This is a genomic window from Lentimicrobiaceae bacterium (genome assembly GCA_023227965.1).
Taxonomy (GTDB): Bacteria; Bacteroidota; Bacteroidia; order Bacteroidales; family JALOCA01; genus JALOCA01.
The window spans coordinates 1-15,484 of the sequence record JALOCA010000009.1 but is presented as its reverse complement, the minus strand read 5'-3'; the positions used below and the strand labels follow the sequence as shown (position 1 = coordinate 15,484).

14 protein-coding genes and 1 pseudogene are annotated in these 15,484 nt (G+C 34.3%); 13 read left to right on the top strand and 2 right to left on the bottom strand.

Features of this window, described 5'->3' with window-relative positions; translation table 11 throughout:
- The first annotated feature begins 25 nt into the window (after positions 1–25).
- Positions 26–715: a tRNA (guanosine(37)-N1)-methyltransferase TrmD gene (trmD, locus tag M0R21_04620; GenBank protein MCK9617098.1), complete on the top strand. Its 690-nt coding sequence runs from the start codon at positions 26–28 to the stop codon at positions 713–715.
- On the opposite strand, the gene M0R21_04615 is transcribed toward trmD, so the two are convergent.
- Positions 707–1,864, bottom strand: coding sequence for a PLP-dependent aspartate aminotransferase family protein (locus M0R21_04615; GenBank protein ID MCK9617097.1), 1,158 nt, complete (start codon positions 1,862–1,864; stop codon positions 707–709). The two genes, trmD and M0R21_04615, sit on opposite strands and share 9 nt — an antisense overlap.
- 176 nt (positions 1,865–2,040) lie before the next feature.
- Here M0R21_04615 and rplS point away from each other — a divergent pair, with 176 nt between their 5' ends.
- From rplS to M0R21_04600, 3 genes are all read left to right on the top strand, one after another.
- Entirely contained in the window at positions 2,041–2,382 is a 342-nt protein-coding gene (gene rplS, locus M0R21_04610; protein ID MCK9617096.1) for a 50S ribosomal protein L19, read from the top strand.
- 83 nt (positions 2,383–2,465) lie between these two features.
- On the top strand, positions 2,466–4,328 hold the full coding sequence (locus M0R21_04605; protein MCK9617095.1) for a hypothetical protein: 1,863 nt from the start codon (positions 2,466–2,468) through the stop codon (positions 4,326–4,328).
- Positions 4,329–4,440: 112 nt separating this feature from the next.
- Positions 4,441–4,611 carry a hypothetical protein gene (locus tag M0R21_04600; GenBank protein ID MCK9617094.1) on the top strand — a complete coding sequence of 57 codons (171 nt, stop codon included), beginning with the start codon at positions 4,441–4,443 and terminating at the stop codon, positions 4,609–4,611.
- A 9-nt stretch (positions 4,612–4,620) separates the two neighbouring features.
- On the opposite strand, the gene M0R21_04595 is transcribed toward M0R21_04600, so the two are convergent.
- On the bottom strand, positions 4,621–5,676 hold the full coding sequence (locus M0R21_04595) for a DUF4831 family protein (GenBank protein ID MCK9617093.1): 1,056 nt from the start codon (positions 5,674–5,676) through the stop codon (positions 4,621–4,623).
- A gap of 260 nt (positions 5,677–5,936) precedes the next feature.
- On the opposite strand from M0R21_04595, the gene M0R21_04590 reads away from it, so the two are divergent.
- The 9 genes and pseudogenes from M0R21_04590 to M0R21_04550 form a co-directional block, all read left to right on the top strand.
- Positions 5,937–6,524 (top strand): TetR/AcrR family transcriptional regulator, encoded by a 588-nt coding sequence (locus M0R21_04590; protein ID MCK9617092.1) that lies wholly within the window; start codon positions 5,937–5,939, stop codon positions 6,522–6,524.
- A gap of 110 nt (positions 6,525–6,634) precedes the next feature.
- Entirely contained in the window at positions 6,635–7,405 is a 771-nt protein-coding gene (locus tag M0R21_04585; GenBank protein ID MCK9617091.1) for a glycosyltransferase, read from the top strand.
- A 76-nt stretch (positions 7,406–7,481) separates the two neighbouring features.
- Positions 7,482–8,531, top strand: coding sequence for an efflux RND transporter periplasmic adaptor subunit (locus M0R21_04580; GenBank protein MCK9617090.1), 1,050 nt, complete (start codon positions 7,482–7,484; stop codon positions 8,529–8,531).
- Between the two features lies 1 nt (position 8,532).
- A pseudogene (locus M0R21_04575) lies at positions 8,533–11,586 on the top strand (efflux RND transporter permease subunit).
- Positions 11,587–11,670: 84 nt separating this feature from the next.
- Positions 11,671–12,990, top strand: coding sequence for a TolC family protein (locus tag M0R21_04570; protein MCK9617089.1), 1,320 nt, complete (start codon positions 11,671–11,673; stop codon positions 12,988–12,990).
- Between the two features lie 56 nt (positions 12,991–13,046).
- Positions 13,047–13,253, top strand: a complete 207-nt coding sequence (locus M0R21_04565) for a winged helix-turn-helix domain-containing protein (protein MCK9617088.1) — start codon at positions 13,047–13,049, stop codon at positions 13,251–13,253.
- A 34-nt stretch (positions 13,254–13,287) separates the two neighbouring features.
- Positions 13,288–14,166: a lysophospholipid acyltransferase family protein gene (locus tag M0R21_04560; protein MCK9617087.1), complete on the top strand. Its 879-nt coding sequence runs from the start codon at positions 13,288–13,290 to the stop codon at positions 14,164–14,166.
- 302 nt (positions 14,167–14,468) lie between these two features.
- A complete protein-coding gene (locus M0R21_04555; GenBank protein MCK9617086.1) occupies positions 14,469–15,272 on the top strand; it encodes a metallophosphoesterase in 804 nt (267 codons plus the stop codon).
- A gap of 10 nt (positions 15,273–15,282) precedes the next feature.
- A partial coding sequence (locus M0R21_04550; GenBank protein MCK9617085.1) for a hypothetical protein occupies positions 15,283–15,484 on the top strand: 202 nt, incomplete at its 3' end.

Here is a 15,484-nt window from a genome sequence, read left to right as displayed (position 1 = left end):
TACCTACTTTTGTAAAAAAATTCCGATGCGTTTAGATATTTTAACCTTATTTCCGGAAATGTTTATAGGTCCGTTTGATCATTCCATTATTAAAAGGGCTCAAGAGAAAAACAAGGCAGAAATATTTATTCATCAAATCAGAGACTATAGTAAAAATAAACACAAGACCGTTGATGACTATCCATACGGAGGTGGTGCTGGGATGGTTATGCAAATTGAGCCTATATATAATTGTATTTCAGCATTAACAAAAGAAAGAAATTATGATGATATAATATTTCTTACTCCTGATGGAGATATATTAACCCAAGCGGTTTGCAATGAAATTTCATTAAAAGAAAATATTATTATCCTCTGTGGACATTACAAAGGCATTGACGAACGGATAAGAAACAGTATCATAACCCGCGAAATTTCTATTGGGGATTATGTGTTGTCAGGCGGTGAACTTGCAGCTTGTGTACTGGTTGATTCTATTTTACGAATTTTACCCGGAGTGTTGAACGATGAAACTTCTGCACTCTCTGATTCTTTTCAAAATAATTTATTATCACCCCCCGTATATACGCGTCCTGCTGAATTCAAAGGACTTAAAGTTCCTGAAATATTACTTTCAGGCGATGATAAAAAAATTTACGCATGGAAAATGGAACAGGCAATTGCACGTACCCAAAAAAGAAGACCTGAATTATTGATTAATAATGAATCAGACTAATTTTAATGCATTTTCCAGATCATTTATTAATACATCCGTTTCTTCCAATCCAATGGAAAAACGAATAAGATTTTGAGGTAAATGTGGTTTTTTACTCCTCTCTGTAGAAACTAAAGCTGGAAAAACCAAAGATTCAAAGCCGCCCCATGATACTGCTAAATTAAAATATTTCAAATTATTACAAAATTTTTCCAAGGACTTAATATTTTTGTCTTTAATCAAAACAGAAATCAAACCACTCCCTTTTTTCATTTGTTTTTTAGCTATATCATACTGTGGATTAGACTTTAAAAACGGATAATACACTTTTTCAATTTTAGGATGTTGTTCTAAATATTCTGCAATTTTGAGGGCAGAATCGGCTATTTTTTCCATTCTGAGCGACAACGTTCTTAATCCTCTTAACATCAACCATGCATTAAATGGAGATGCTATTCCTCCCAACATAAGGTATTCATTATTAAATATTTTTTCAATCATAGGTCTTGAGCTACAAATTAACCCGCCAATTGTATCACTATGACCGCCTATGTATTTCGTTGCAGAATGAACCACAATATCAATACCCATGAGTAAGGGTTGCTGGTTTACAGGCGAAGCATAGCTGTTATCAATAATCGTAATTATCCCTTTTTGTTTAGCTATTTTCGTAATAAACGCAATATCTTGTAATTCATATGTCCATGAATTCGGGCTTTCCAAATATATTAACCTTGTATTATGCCGTATTGCATCTATAATACAATTGTTTTGGGTACCATCAACCATGGAAACTTCAACATTAAACCGTTCTAAAAATCCGCCTAACATCATTTTCTCAGCCCAAGAATAAGGATGTTGCTGACACACAACATGGTCACCCGACTTAACATTGCTAAAAATAGCTGTAGTTATTGCCGACATTCCACTTGCTGTAACAAGACAATCTTCTGCGTGTTCTAATGCTGCAATTTTTTTTGAAAGAAGAGTTAGGTTGGGGTTGTTACCTCTTGAATATATAAGTGCTTCTTTTTCATTTTCGAGAGCTTTCCTGAACGCAGCAACTGAAGAGAAACGGAAATTACTAGTTTGAAATATAGGAGGTGTAATCGGCTCTGTGTCTATAACATTTTCTTCACCCAATTGATTGATAATAAATGAATAATCCATGATTATAAATATAGAATATCTGATGGTAAAAATAAAAAATAAATGAGTTTCCTTATTTTTTCGATAATTAAATTAAAAATCAATGCAAGCGGTTTTGTTTGTTAAATATTTTTGTATATTTGCACCCGTTTTTCGAGGTAAAAACCTAAATAGCTGATAAAATGAAAAGTATAGAAATGATAAAAATGGTGGAAGACCATTTTGTAGAAAAAAAACAATTTTCGGTCTTTAAAGCGGGTGATACAGTAACGGTTCATTATAAAATTAAAGAAGGAAACAAAGAACGTATCCAATTGTTCCAAGGAGTTGTTTTACAACGTTCAGGTACAGGTATTACCGAAACTTTTACCGTTCGTAAAATTTCTGGTAACATTGGTGTTGAAAGAATCTTCCCTGTTTATTCTCCTTTTATCGAACATATTGATATAAATAAAAGAGGCGTAGTGCGCCGTGCGCGTATTTTTTATTTGCGAGACCTTAGGGGTAAAAAAGCGAGAATCAAAGAAAAAAAATATTAGTAATTTTCTCATAAATAAAAAATCCCGGCTTTATGCCGGGATTTTTTATTTATAAATATTTGGTATTTTTACAGTACTTTTTTATGAAAAAACTTATACATACTGTAAGGATTATTTTTACCCTATTGATTACTTTTTTTTGTGGAAATACTCTATTTTCCCAACAGGTAAAAGAAAACAATTTCAATACGAATAAAATAAATTTTTATTCAATTATCCAAGAAAAAGCCTATCAATCAAAAATCACTAAAGAAATATATCACTTATTGTTTATTTCACCCACCTCTATATTGCCTTCTGATTCATTACAAGCATATCAGAGTGATTTGCCATTTCTTTTATATTCTGGGAAAAAAATACGAAAGATACATTTACAAAAGTTAGATATTTTTGGACCAGTTATTGCTGATACAGTGCAGTTTTTCAAAAGTGGAATTACAAAATTTGCTAACAGATTATCCATAAAAACAAGAGATTACGTAATCAAACAAAATCTGCTATTTTCGCCAAACGATACGATTAACCCGTTACAAATAGCAGATAATGAACGCATATTACGTTCGCTTCCATTTATTGAAGATGCAAAAATATATTTACAACCATCATTAGCTGATTCAAATTTTGTGGATGTACTAATTGTAACCAAAGATGTATGGTCGTGGGCTTTTGATGCAAAATTTTTTGGGCTTAATAAAAATAAATTTAATGTTTACGATGTAAATCTTTTAGGATATGGACATTATATTAAGCATAATTTCCTTTATGATAGTAAAAAAAATCAACCATTAATTTATGAAGAAGGACTTTATAAAGTAGAAAATATAGCTGGAAGTTTTTTTTCCTCATATTTAAAATACAGTAAAAATAGCACCAAAAAAAGTTATGAAATAAATATATTAAAAGAGCTAAAGACTGCTGCAACCTTGTACGGAGGAAACATCAACCTGTCGCATAATATAGATTCGGTTTGGCATATTAAAACTACTCCCAACGGGTTCATTAGAAGTTTACAACCTATTATTTATGATTCATTGGATATTTGGGCAGGGCGATCTTTAAAAATACATTCCACTGTAATTTTCAAAAATCGTCCGCACATAGTCATTTCAGGAAGATATATTTTAAAATCATTTATTAGCAAGCCTGAAAATCCTGTATTAAATCAATTAAAAAATGAAACATATTTATTGGGCGGTATTGCATTTATTAATCAAAGTTATGTTACATCCAACCTGATTTATAATTATGGAAGGACTGAAGATATTCCATATGGTAGTCTATTCGCACTGACTGTTGGGAAAAATCTTACACCTAAATATAATCGCTATTATGGAGCAATAAAAATAGCATATGCATCCTTTCACGATATAGAAGGATATTATTATTTCGACGTTTCAACAGGTGGAGAACTAAAAAATGAAAAATACACTAATGCTATCGTGAAAGCAAATTATAAGTATTTCACACATTTACTTATTATTAACGATTCAAAATATAAAATCCGTAATTTTTTGACATGTAATTATACTACTGCTTTATCTGACATTGATTACCAGGAAATGCGGTTTTCAGATGTATCAGGAATCAGAGGGATGAAAAATCAGGGTATTGAAGGAACTCAACGATTTACACTTAGCCTGGAAAGTGTCTTATTTACTCCTATTGAAATTCTGGATTTTCGTTTTGCTTTTTTTGGTTTTACCGATATGGGATGGATCGGATCAAAAGACAAATTAATTTTTACACAGGATTTCTTTTCTGGAATAGGACTGGGTGCAAAAATCAGAAATGAAAACCTTGTTTTTAAAACCCTTCAACTGCGATTGTGTTTTTATCCTGATAATCCGGCACATAACAATACGACAGTATTTTCATTATCAAGTGGGGAAGTGTTTAATATTATGGGATTTAATTATAATGGGCCTGAATTAGTTCGTTTTGAATAATCTACTTTATTATAAATTCATTAAATAAAATATATCAAAATATAAACCACTATTAGAAATTTATGGAGTATATTATTTTGAAAAAGGATGAAGTAGTGTTGATATTATTTTCATGAAAGAATACAATATTTTACTGATTGCATTGAAAACCAATTATCAACAATATTTTGATTTCCACCATGCCGGGAATGATGCTCTTGATAAAATCAATCCCAGAGAACAGGAATTAGGAGGAGTAGCAATGGCAGCCATGGCTTACGTCGTTAATAAGTTATTCAATTAACCACGGTATTTATCGTATTTCTACCGATTTTATCGCTCCGGTTTCGGGAAATAATTCAATCGACTTTAAACCAGTTGATGGTAATTGCATGACAACTCCAAATTGTGCCATTAAAAAATCTGCTTCAAGTAACGTTTTGTCTGATTTGATAATTTTACATGTAACTTTATCAGGTATTTGGTAATAAAAACCTTGCGAATTTTTATCATGGTTTTTATCGGTATTATCTGCAATTATTTTCCCGGAAGGCAGAATACTTAAAACTACTGCTTCTCCAATTTTATCTGAAATATTCATTACTCCCTCATCGTTTGAAAAACGGAATAACGGATACAATGCATTAGAACTTTCCGGAACAATATAATACATAAACGTAAAAGTCTCATACTGAATATCACCAATAAACAAATTAAGGTATTCACGCAATAAAATTTGCATCTGACAATCCATGTATTCAATACTTGCCTTTTCGTAATTCACTTCATTATACCCAGTAATCAGGTTATTACGATTCTCTTCCAGTTTTAAAAATCCATCCGCTGCTTCTTTGGCTTTTTGTTCAATATTTTTATCAAAGAATGTTTTTTTGTATAATTTTTTTTCAATCACTGTAGTATCCAAAGTAATTTTTCGGATAATTGTATCTATTTTTTCTATAAGGCTAGGGCTATAAAAACTACGATATGTTTGATTATCTGCCTGATTTTTAACTTTCAAAGTCTTCTCGATCTCTTTCTTTTCCCAATTTACAGCCTGCAAACATCCATTTTCTCCAATTGTTAAAAGCAGAGATTTATCTTTATTTTTCTTTTTTTCAAAATTAACAATCTGATATAGTTTATTCGGATCAGGTTGAGATAAATTCGACATTCTAACAGACGCAATTTCATATTCAACGGAATTACTTCTTATCACATCCCCTATTCCAAGATACTTTTCCGAATATTGGGCAAACGGACCTTCTGTTTTGGTGGTTTTAATAACGCTCACCTCTATTTTTATCTGATTCTGAGGAAGGAAGTAGCAAATGCCATTAGGAGCAATCTTTTTATCAACAGGATACACTTCAATTTGCGAATAGGCTATCTGAGTAATAATTAATAAGGAATAAATAAGAATCGAATATATAAACAATATTTTCATAGTCTTTCTTTTAAACAAACAAATACAAAAGTACTAAAATCATTTTAATTATTAATAAAATCACCTTGCTACATCAATATTAACGCATTCAAGCATTTAATTATTACTGATATTTTTTTATGTATTAAAAAAAATCCTACTTTTGCACCGTAAAACGTTTTTAGTATTAAAGTCAAAAAAAGATGACCAAAGAAGAACAAGTTAAATCGGAAGCCATACAAGCAGCAAAGACTCTCTTTCAGTACTATGGACTCAATAAAACCACGATGGAAGACATTGCCAAAGCAATGGGACGTGGCAAAAGCACCTTATATTATTACTATAAAAGTAAAGATGAGATATTTGAAGCCGTTGTCTTAAACGAAACTGATGAAATATTTTCTAAGGTTAAAAATGCCATTGATAATGTTTCTTCTGCCCGGGAAAAATTGCTTACTTATTGCCTGACTACCTTTAAATCAATAAATACAGTATCTGTAATTTATAAAATTATAGTTGGTGAAATGAACGAAAACATAAACATAGTGATTGATTTGCGCCGAAAATTTGAAAAGAAGCAAAATGAATTGTTATCAATTATCTTTCATCAGGGCATTGTAAATGGCGAATTTACTTCTGAAATAGAAAATGATATTGACTTGCTGACTTTTTCGATGAATAGTGCCTTATCTGGATTAGTAATTGATTTTGTTATACGTAAAAATTTTCCTGGATGGGAAGACAGAATAGAATTATTAACCAATATCTTTCTTAAAGGACTTTTAGTTTAATTTTTTTATAAAAATTTAGACTCTAATACGATTATCGTTTTATAAACTCATTATAAGAATTTCAAACAGCGCACCAAGATATTAGAAAATTGTTTATAAATTAATGATTTATGGGAAAAATAAGTATTATCATTTGCTCTTACAATGAAGAAAAAACAATTTGCGAGGTTGTTAAAGCATGTTGTTTGAATAATGCCGAAAGTGAAATCATTGTTGTGGATGACGGTTCAACAGACAACTCAGAAGGATTACTAAAGCAACTCCCTGAAAAGTATAATTTTAGCTACATCCGGCTTCCCGAAAATAAAGGGAAAAGCTATGCAATGGTAGTTGGAGTAGAAAATGCTCATAACGAAATTATCCTTTTTATTGATGCGGATATTTCAAACTTAAAACAAGATCATTTTCAAAAAATATTGAAACCAATAATTGAAAATGAAGCAGATATGGTACTTGGCCAACCAGGCGAAACCTTAATTAATTATCATATTAACCCCTTTAAGCCTTTAACAGGGCAACGAGCTTTACTAAAAAAAGATATTTTGCCAATTTTAAATGAGATTAGAGTAACCAGATTTGGCGTTGAAACATATATTAATCTTTATTATCAGGCACATGGTAAAAGAGTTGAATATGTTATGCTTGACGGATTAAGCCATCCCACAAAATTTGAGAAAACAACTCCGATGAAAGCAACAAAAGAATTTATACTCGAAGGAAACGAGATTGCCCTTACCCTTCTTAAAAATCATGATTTAATAACCAGAAGAATAGAATGTTCATTCAACAAAACCAATAGTTCAGCAAAGACAAGATTGCAAAAAATTCAAAATGATATTAATAAAAAACTTCAATATTTGCTTGACAAATTTAATATGTAATCAAATATTGAATTAATTTTTTTTGATAAAAACCAACTAAAAAACGAAATGAGTACAAATGAATAATAATTTAAAAATGAAAAGAAAAGAAATTCCAACCCTTGTAGCATACTTTATGATCATAGTATGTATGGTAAGTTGTAACAACCATGGTAATAAACCTGATAAAGATCTTACCCAGCCAGTTAAGGTAAAAGTACAGCAAATAGCCACGTCTTCCGGAAGTGCGGAACAACCGTATATAGGCATGGTGGAAGAATCATTATCCGTACCATTAAGTTTTTTAATCGCCGGAAATGTGGATCGAGTACTGGTTTCGGAAGGACAGAATATTAAAAAAGGACAACTTTTGGCTGTTATAAATAGCGAGAATTATCAAAATGCTTACCAAATAGCCGCTTCCAAGGAAAAGCAGGCAGCAGACGCCTTTAACCGCTTGGAATCCATGTATAAAAATGGAAGTTTACCGGAAGTAAAATTTATAGAAATTCAAACAGGGCTTGAACAGGCGCGTTCGTTAGTGGCAATGTCTAAAAAAAATCTGAGTGATTGTAAGTTATATTCCCCAATGGATGGCACCATTGGTAAACGCATAATTGAACCTGGAATGAGTGTAATCCCCGGTAATCCCGTTTTTCAGTTGGTAAAAATTGAAAAAGTATATGCTACCGTTCCTATTCCGGAAAATGAAATCGCTTCCATCAAAAAGGGGCAAAAAGCCTACATTCAGGTTGCTGCACTGGGAAACAAAAGTTTTGAGGGGATAATAGAAGAAAAAGGTGTAATGTCGAACCCGCTTTCTCATACTTATAATGTTAAAATCATTTTGAACAATCCGCAAAAGCTGCTTCAGCCGGGAATGGTTTGTAATGTAATTATTCATAGCAACAACTCGACTGGACTGGTGGTTGTGCCTTCCAATGTCATTCAAATAGATAAAAATGGTCAAAAATACGTGTTCATTGCCGATGCCAACACCAGCAAGGTGATGAAAAAGTATGTGGAAGTGGGTTCGCCATACCAAAACGGAATAATCATAACTTCAGGATTGCAAGCAGGAGATCAATTGATTATTGAAGGCTATCAAAAAGTAAATGAAAATACCACCATCCAAATCGTAAAGTAAAATGAGAAAAAGATCAGGAATTGTAGAATCTGCCATGAAATATTGGCAGATAGTATTTTTAATCGCTTCTTTGTTGGTATTGTTTGGCGGTTATGCTTTGTTTACTATGCCCAAACAGGAATTTCCAAAATTTACAATTCGCCAGGGATTGGTTATTGGAGTTTATCCCGGAGCTACTTCGGCAGAAGTGGAGGAACAACTTACCACTGCCGTTGAAAGGTATCTATTTAGTTTCAAAGAGATAAAGAAAGAAAAAACATACTCCCACTCTAAAGACGGGATGATGATCATTTACGTAGAGCTGAATGATAATATAAATAACGCAGATGAATTTTGGTCGAAACTTAAGCATGGATTGAGTAATTTCAAAGCTCAATTGCCTTCCGGTGTATTAGCTCTTATTGCTGACAATGATTTTGGGGATACTTCGGCATTACTGATCACACTGGAATCAGATAACAAAAGTTACCGTGAACTAGAAACTTATTTGAATAAATTGGAGGACAGATTACGAAGAATACAGTCGGTATCTAATCTTCGGCATTATGGATTGCAAAAAGAGCAAATCAGCATTTACCTGGAAAAAGAAAAACTGACAAACTATGGGATCAGCTCTTCTACCCTGTTGGCTAATTTGTTTACTCAGGGTTTTACTACCACCAGTGGGTCCATTGATAACAGTCAGCTTATTGCACCGATTCATGTTTCCAAATCATATTCCAATGAAAAAGACATTGCCGAACAAATCATTTATTCCGATCCCACCGGAAACATAATCCGGCTGAAAGATGTAGCACGCGTGGTAAGGGAATATCCCAAGTCGGATAGTTATATCAATAATAATGGCAAAAAGTGCCTGCTGATTTCGATGGAAATGCAACAGGGTAACAACATTGTAAAATATGGCAAAGATGTGGATAAAGTACTAAAAGAGTTTCAGAAAGAACTTCCGCAAGGTGTCAGCATCGAACGAATTGCCGATCAGCCAAAAGTGGTGAGCGATTCTATAACTACCTTTCTCAGGGAACTTCTTTATGCAATAATTGCAGTAATATTGGTAACTATGGCTTTGTTGCCTTTCAGGGTTGCTTCTGTGGCAGCCTCTACCATCCCTATAACTATTTTTATCTCTTTAGGAATAATGTATCTGACGGGTATAGAACTTAATACCGTTACACTGGCGGCTCTTATCGTAGTACTCGGAATGATAGTGGACAATTCCATTGTAATAGTGGATAGTTACATGGAAAAACTCGACCATGGAATATCGCGATGGAATGCAGCCATTAGCAGCGCCAAAGGATTTTTTAAAGCGATATTTTCGGCAACACTTGCCATCAGTATCACTTTTTTCCCCTTTTTAGCAACTCTTAAAGGACTATTTAATGATTTTGTGCAATTATTTCCGTGGACTGTTACCATTACCTTAGGCATTTCCCTTTTGGTTGCTATGTTTCTAATACCCTTTATACAATACGTCTTTATTAAAAAAGGATTTAAACAATCAAAACGTTTAAGAAAAAATAACAGGCGAAGCTTTTTGGATATCGTTCAGACAACCTATGAAAAATGGCTGGAAAAGGCTTTCAGGCATCCCCGCATTACAATAATTGCTGGAGCTTTGTCTGTAATTATGGGTGTTGTCCTGTTTCTGTTGATCCCCCAACGGTTGATGCCTATTGCGGAGCGGAACCAGTTTGCCGTAGAGATTTATTTACCACAGGGTAATTCGTTAAATCAAACGGCAATGGTTGCCGACAGTCTGGAAAAAATTCTAAGAAAAGACGACCGGGTAAAATCCATAACTTCTTTTATAGGAACCAGTTCGCCACGTTTCCACACTGCTTATGCTCCGAATATGCCGGCAAAAAATTATGCCCAGTTTATTGTGAATACCATTTCCAATAATGCCACAGTAGAATTGCTGGATGAATATTCGGAAAAATATGCCGAACTTTTTCCCAATGCACATATCCGGTTTAAACAATTGGACTATCAACCGGTAACGGCTCCCATTGAAGTAAGAGTGTCTGGCGATAGTATAGCTGATTTAAAAGTAGCTGCCGATTCGTTGACGAAAAGAATGCGAAAAGTAAATGGTCTGGTATGGGTTAGAACCAATTTTGAAGAGATGCTTCCCGGAATGCGGGTGGATATTGACCCCGTGGAAGCCAATCGTCTGGGTATTAACAAAACAACGGTTGCTACCAACCTGGCTATGCGTTTTGATGGTTTGCCGATGACTACTTTATGGGAAAATGATTATCCCCTAACGGTGAAACTGAAAGCGGAACGGGAAGAAGATGTAAATTATAACGAAATTGAGAATGAATATATTCATTCCTTTATTCCCGGTGTATCGGTACCATTACGCCAAATAGCAAAAGTAAATCCTGACTGGACCCAGGGACAGATCGTTCGCCGGAATGGTGTACCGACTATCAGTGTATATGCAGATGTAGAACGCGGGATAAATACAAACACTGCATTTTCAAAAGTTAAAAAAATAACAGAAAAATGTCCATTACCTAAGGGTACAAGCATGAGTTACGGAGGAGCTTATGAAGCGGATGCCGAAAACTTACCCCAAATTTTAGGCGGACTGATGATGAGTATATTTATTATCTTTTTAATCCTTCTTTTCCATTTTAAACGATTAAACCTGGCGTTGTTGGTTATGACGTCGGCAAGTTTGAGTATACTGGGGGCAGTAGTAGGCGTTTTAGTCTTAAGACTTGAATTTGGAGTTACGGCCATTTTAGGAATTGTCAGTCTGATAGGTATTCTGGTACGTAACGGTATAATAATGATTGATTATGCCGAAGAATTACGGTTTAAGTATAAAAAAACGATACTGGAAGCAGCCATGGAAGCCGGGAAACGAAGAATGCGTCCCATATTCCTGACATCTGCTGCAGCATCTATGGGCGTAATTCCCATGATCATAAGCAAAAGCGCGCTTTGGGAACCCATGGGAACCGTTATTTGTTTTGGAACCTTAACTTCTATGGTTCTAATTGTATTTATTTTACCGGTAGCCTACTGGCTTATATTCAGAAGAGTAGATAAAAGAAAAGAAAGAAAGAGATTAAAAGCCTCATCAAAAAAAATAACAACAATTTCCGTTTTGACTACCATTGTGTTGCTTTTGGGATTTAATAGTTACGTTTCTGCTCAAAACAAGTACTCGTTGGAACAATGTAAAACACTTGCTTTGCAGAATAATGCGCTGATCAGAAACAGTAACCTGGAAATTGAAGCTTCGAAACAGGTTAAAGATGCGGCTTTTACCAAATATTTTCCAAGTCTGAATGCACAGGCAATGTCGTTTCGGTTTACCGATCCTTTGGTTAAGATGAGTGTTCCGGGCGGGAATCTACCTGTTTACGATGGCAACCCGGCCAATCTAGCAACGGCCACCCAGTTTGCCTATTTCCCCGGGATGTCTATTTCTGCTATGGATAAGATAAATGCAGGAATAGTTTCTGCCGTGCAGCCTTTGTATGCCGGAGGTCGCATAAGCAACGGTAACAAACTTGCCAGCCTTGGTATAGAAGTAAGCAACGAAAAATCAGTGATGAACAAAAACGAGGTTTTGCTTAAAACCGAGGAACAATACTGGCTGATTGTTTCGCTGAACGAAAAAATGAATACCATAAACAGTTATGAAAAACTGCTCGACACGCTTTACAAAGAAGTGAATAACGCCTTTCAAAACGGACTAATTACGCATAACGATTTGCTGAAGGTTAAGCTGAAACAGAGTGAAGTGAAAATGAACAAGTTGAAACTTGATAACGGCCGGCATCTTGCTTTGATGGCATTTTGCCAGTACATTGGTATAAAGTATGATTCATTATTATTGCTTACTGATTCTGCCGTAAATACTTCAAAGCCAATGGATGTATTTGTTGATCATCATCAAGCCCTTACAAACAGGGTTGAGTACCAGCTTTTGCAAAAAAGCATGGAGGCAGAAACTTTTCAAACCAAGCTGAAAAGAGGCGAATATTTGCCCGAATTAGCCGTAGGAGCCGGTGCTATGTATTTGGGAATGGATGAAAAAGATAATAATAATGCCTTTGTTATGGCCTCTCTCAAAATTCCCGTTTCCGACTGGTGGGAAGCTTCCCATTCGTTGAAAGAACGCAAGATAAAAGAAAAAATAGCCAAAAACAATGCAGACAATACATCCGAATTGCTTATTGTACAAATGCAAAAAGCATGGAACGATTTGCAGGAAGCCGACAAAGAAATTGCTGTGGCCGAAGAAACTGTTGCTCAAGCTGAAGAAAATCTAAAGCTGAATAACGATTCATATAAATCGGGGATGGTGAATGTTTCCGACCTGCTGGAAGCCCAGGCTTTGCTGCAAAAAGTAAAAGATCAGCTTACCGATGTTAGAACCAATTATCAGAACAAATTAGTTGCCTATATGCAGGTTACGGGGAGGTATTGAAGTATTCGGGAAAAATATTCTAATGGTAACCAAAAAAAGTTTTAACATTTTGAATTATGAATACCTATGAAATCGGAAGGAAAGCCGGACATATCTGTGAATATTTGTATACAAATGGAGAATGTTCCATCGCCGAGCTTAAAAAGAAACTTAAAATTAATACTAAGGAACTTTACTTAGCTTTAGGCTGGATTTCACGTAATGATAAAATTGCATTTTATGAAAAAGATGGAGAGTCATTTGTTTTTCTGCTCTACATGTAGATATTTTAATTAATAAAAGCTTAAATCAATTTTTATGAAACGTATAGGATACATATTTTTCAGAGGATTTACCTTATTCATTTCCATCATTCCATTTCGAATACTTTATCGGTCATCCGATTTTTATTCGATAGTTATGCAATATGTAGTACGCTACCGGCTAAAAACGATTACAGATAATTTAAAAAACTCGTTTCCTGAGAAAGATGATCTGGAAATAAAACGGATTGTTCACCGGTATTACAGAAATCTTTGTGATATTTCATTCGAAACAATCAAAGGCTATTCATTCAACACAAAAAAAATACTTTTCCGTTATCAATGTTTAAATCCTGAAATTACCCATAGATATTACAGGAAAAATAAGGATATAATTATTGCCATGAGCCATTATGCCAATTGGGAATGGGGAACCCAGGTGGCAAGTAAATTTTTCCTGCATCGTCCCGTTACTTTCTACAAACCTCTTTCCAACGAATATTTTGATAATTATCTCCGTCAACACAGGATGAAACAGAACATGGAATTATTCTCTGTTTATAAACCAAAACTCCTGCAACGCTTAGATGAGGAACCTCCCAAAGCTTATTTTTTGGTAAGCGATCAAAGTCCAAGCCCGGGTAAAGAGAAAAAGGCATATTGGGTAAAATTTCTGAATCAGGATACGGCATGCCTCCATGGTATCGAAAGTTATGCGAAACTTTTCGATCTGCCTGTATTTTATGCCGATGTGCAAAGGATAAAACGTGGCTATTATACCATAAAACTGGAAGAAATTTGCATGTATCCCGAAAATACCTGTCGCGGTGAGATAACAGCTAAATACATGAAAAAGCTTGAAGATATTATCCTGAAAAAGCCGGATGACTTGGCTATGGTCGCACAAACGATGGAAATTAAAGAAGCCAGATAAAATGCTAACTGATACTTTTCCCCAGAAATTGGATTAAATCTATCATAAAACGAGCCATGAAACTTTCTTTGATTTAGATACAAATGTTAAACTCCGTGGTTCTCCGTGATCCCGATAGTTATCGGGACAGTGGTTCTCTGTGTAATTTAACATTTTATTTCACAGAGCTGCACAGAGGAAGCACAGAGTTGCACAGAGAAGGCTTCAACCCATGATTTGTATAAATTATAAAATTAAATTGAATAGTTCCCCCGAGAAATCGGGATAAATTATCTGACAAATAAAAAACAAATTATAAACAGATGAAAAAACTGAATACATTAAACTTCCTGTTAACATTTTTTCTTCTTTTCAACCTTACCGCTTGCGAAGACGCTTTCCAATACAGCCCTTATTCATCAAAAGCAGAAGATAAAAATTCGAATGAGGAAAACTCAACTAAACTTATGCAAAATACCATAAATACGGATACCTTTTCATTTTCAGTGATTGCTGATAGTCATTATTATTACGACAATTTAAGTGAAGTGGTTGATTACATTAACAGGGATACCGGAAGTATGTTTACCGTTCATGCCGGCGATCTTACCGAGAGCGGTTTATTATGGGAATATCGTAATACCTACAAAATAATTAATAAACTTCACAAACCTTTTTTTGTATGTATAGGCAATCATGATTATTTATCCAATGGTTCAGATATTTTTCGTCATTATTTTGGAGATAAAAACTTTACAATGAATATCGGGAAAAATAAATTCATTTTTTTTGATGATGTGGTCTGGGAAAGCATCAATCATCAACCCGATTTTGACTGGTTGAAAAGCGTTGTTTCTACAGCCGGAACCGATACCAGTGTCTTTGTTTTCACCCATATCCCGCCATGGACGGATCAGTTAGCCGGTGAAAAAGAAGAAATATTCAGAAAAATGATGACTGACAATAAGGTAAAAGCGGTTTTTTGCGGACATGAACATAATTTTGAGATGGAGGATTATTATCATGACGGAGTAATTTATGTTGCTACCGGAAGTGTATACAAGGAACATTATATTGTTGTTAAAATAGAAGGTGAAAAATTTTCAATAAATCCAATTGGTTTTTGATGGAATACTTATGAATAGAATTATATGGATATTGTTTGTTGTTTTTTTAATATCGTATTGTTTTGATGGTTATTCGGGCAACGACGGAAGCAAAGAAAAGACTTCTATGAAAAAGTCTGTTTCATTGAAGCCCGATTACTTTAAACTGCAATATGCCGGAAACATCGGATTAGGTTCTGCAGGAATAGGCTATTTCTGGTGGAAGGATAAAA

Excerpts from the sequence above, each read along its gene's own strand:
- trmD (MCK9617098.1), top strand. The coding sequence starts at position 26 with ATGCGTTTAGATATTTTAACCTTATTTCCGGAAATGTTTATAGGTCCG.
- M0R21_04615 (MCK9617097.1), bottom strand. The coding sequence starts at position 1,864 with ATGGATTATTCATTTATTATCAATCAATTGGGTGAAGAAAATGTTATA.
- rplS (MCK9617096.1), top strand. The coding sequence starts at position 2,041 with ATGATAAAAATGGTGGAAGACCATTTTGTAGAAAAAAAACAATTTTCG.
- M0R21_04605 (MCK9617095.1), top strand. The coding sequence starts at position 2,466 with ATGAAAAAACTTATACATACTGTAAGGATTATTTTTACCCTATTGATT.
- M0R21_04600 (MCK9617094.1), top strand. The coding sequence starts at position 4,441 with ATGAAAGAATACAATATTTTACTGATTGCATTGAAAACCAATTATCAA.
- M0R21_04590 (MCK9617092.1), top strand. The coding sequence starts at position 5,937 with ATGACCAAAGAAGAACAAGTTAAATCGGAAGCCATACAAGCAGCAAAG.
- M0R21_04585 (MCK9617091.1), top strand. The coding sequence starts at position 6,635 with ATGGGAAAAATAAGTATTATCATTTGCTCTTACAATGAAGAAAAAACA.
- M0R21_04580 (MCK9617090.1), top strand. The coding sequence starts at position 7,482 with ATGAAAAGAAAAGAAATTCCAACCCTTGTAGCATACTTTATGATCATA.
- M0R21_04565 (MCK9617088.1), top strand. The coding sequence starts at position 13,047 with ATGAATACCTATGAAATCGGAAGGAAAGCCGGACATATCTGTGAATAT.
- M0R21_04560 (MCK9617087.1), top strand. The coding sequence starts at position 13,288 with ATGAAACGTATAGGATACATATTTTTCAGAGGATTTACCTTATTCATT.
- M0R21_04555 (MCK9617086.1), top strand. The coding sequence starts at position 14,469 with ATGAAAAAACTGAATACATTAAACTTCCTGTTAACATTTTTTCTTCTT.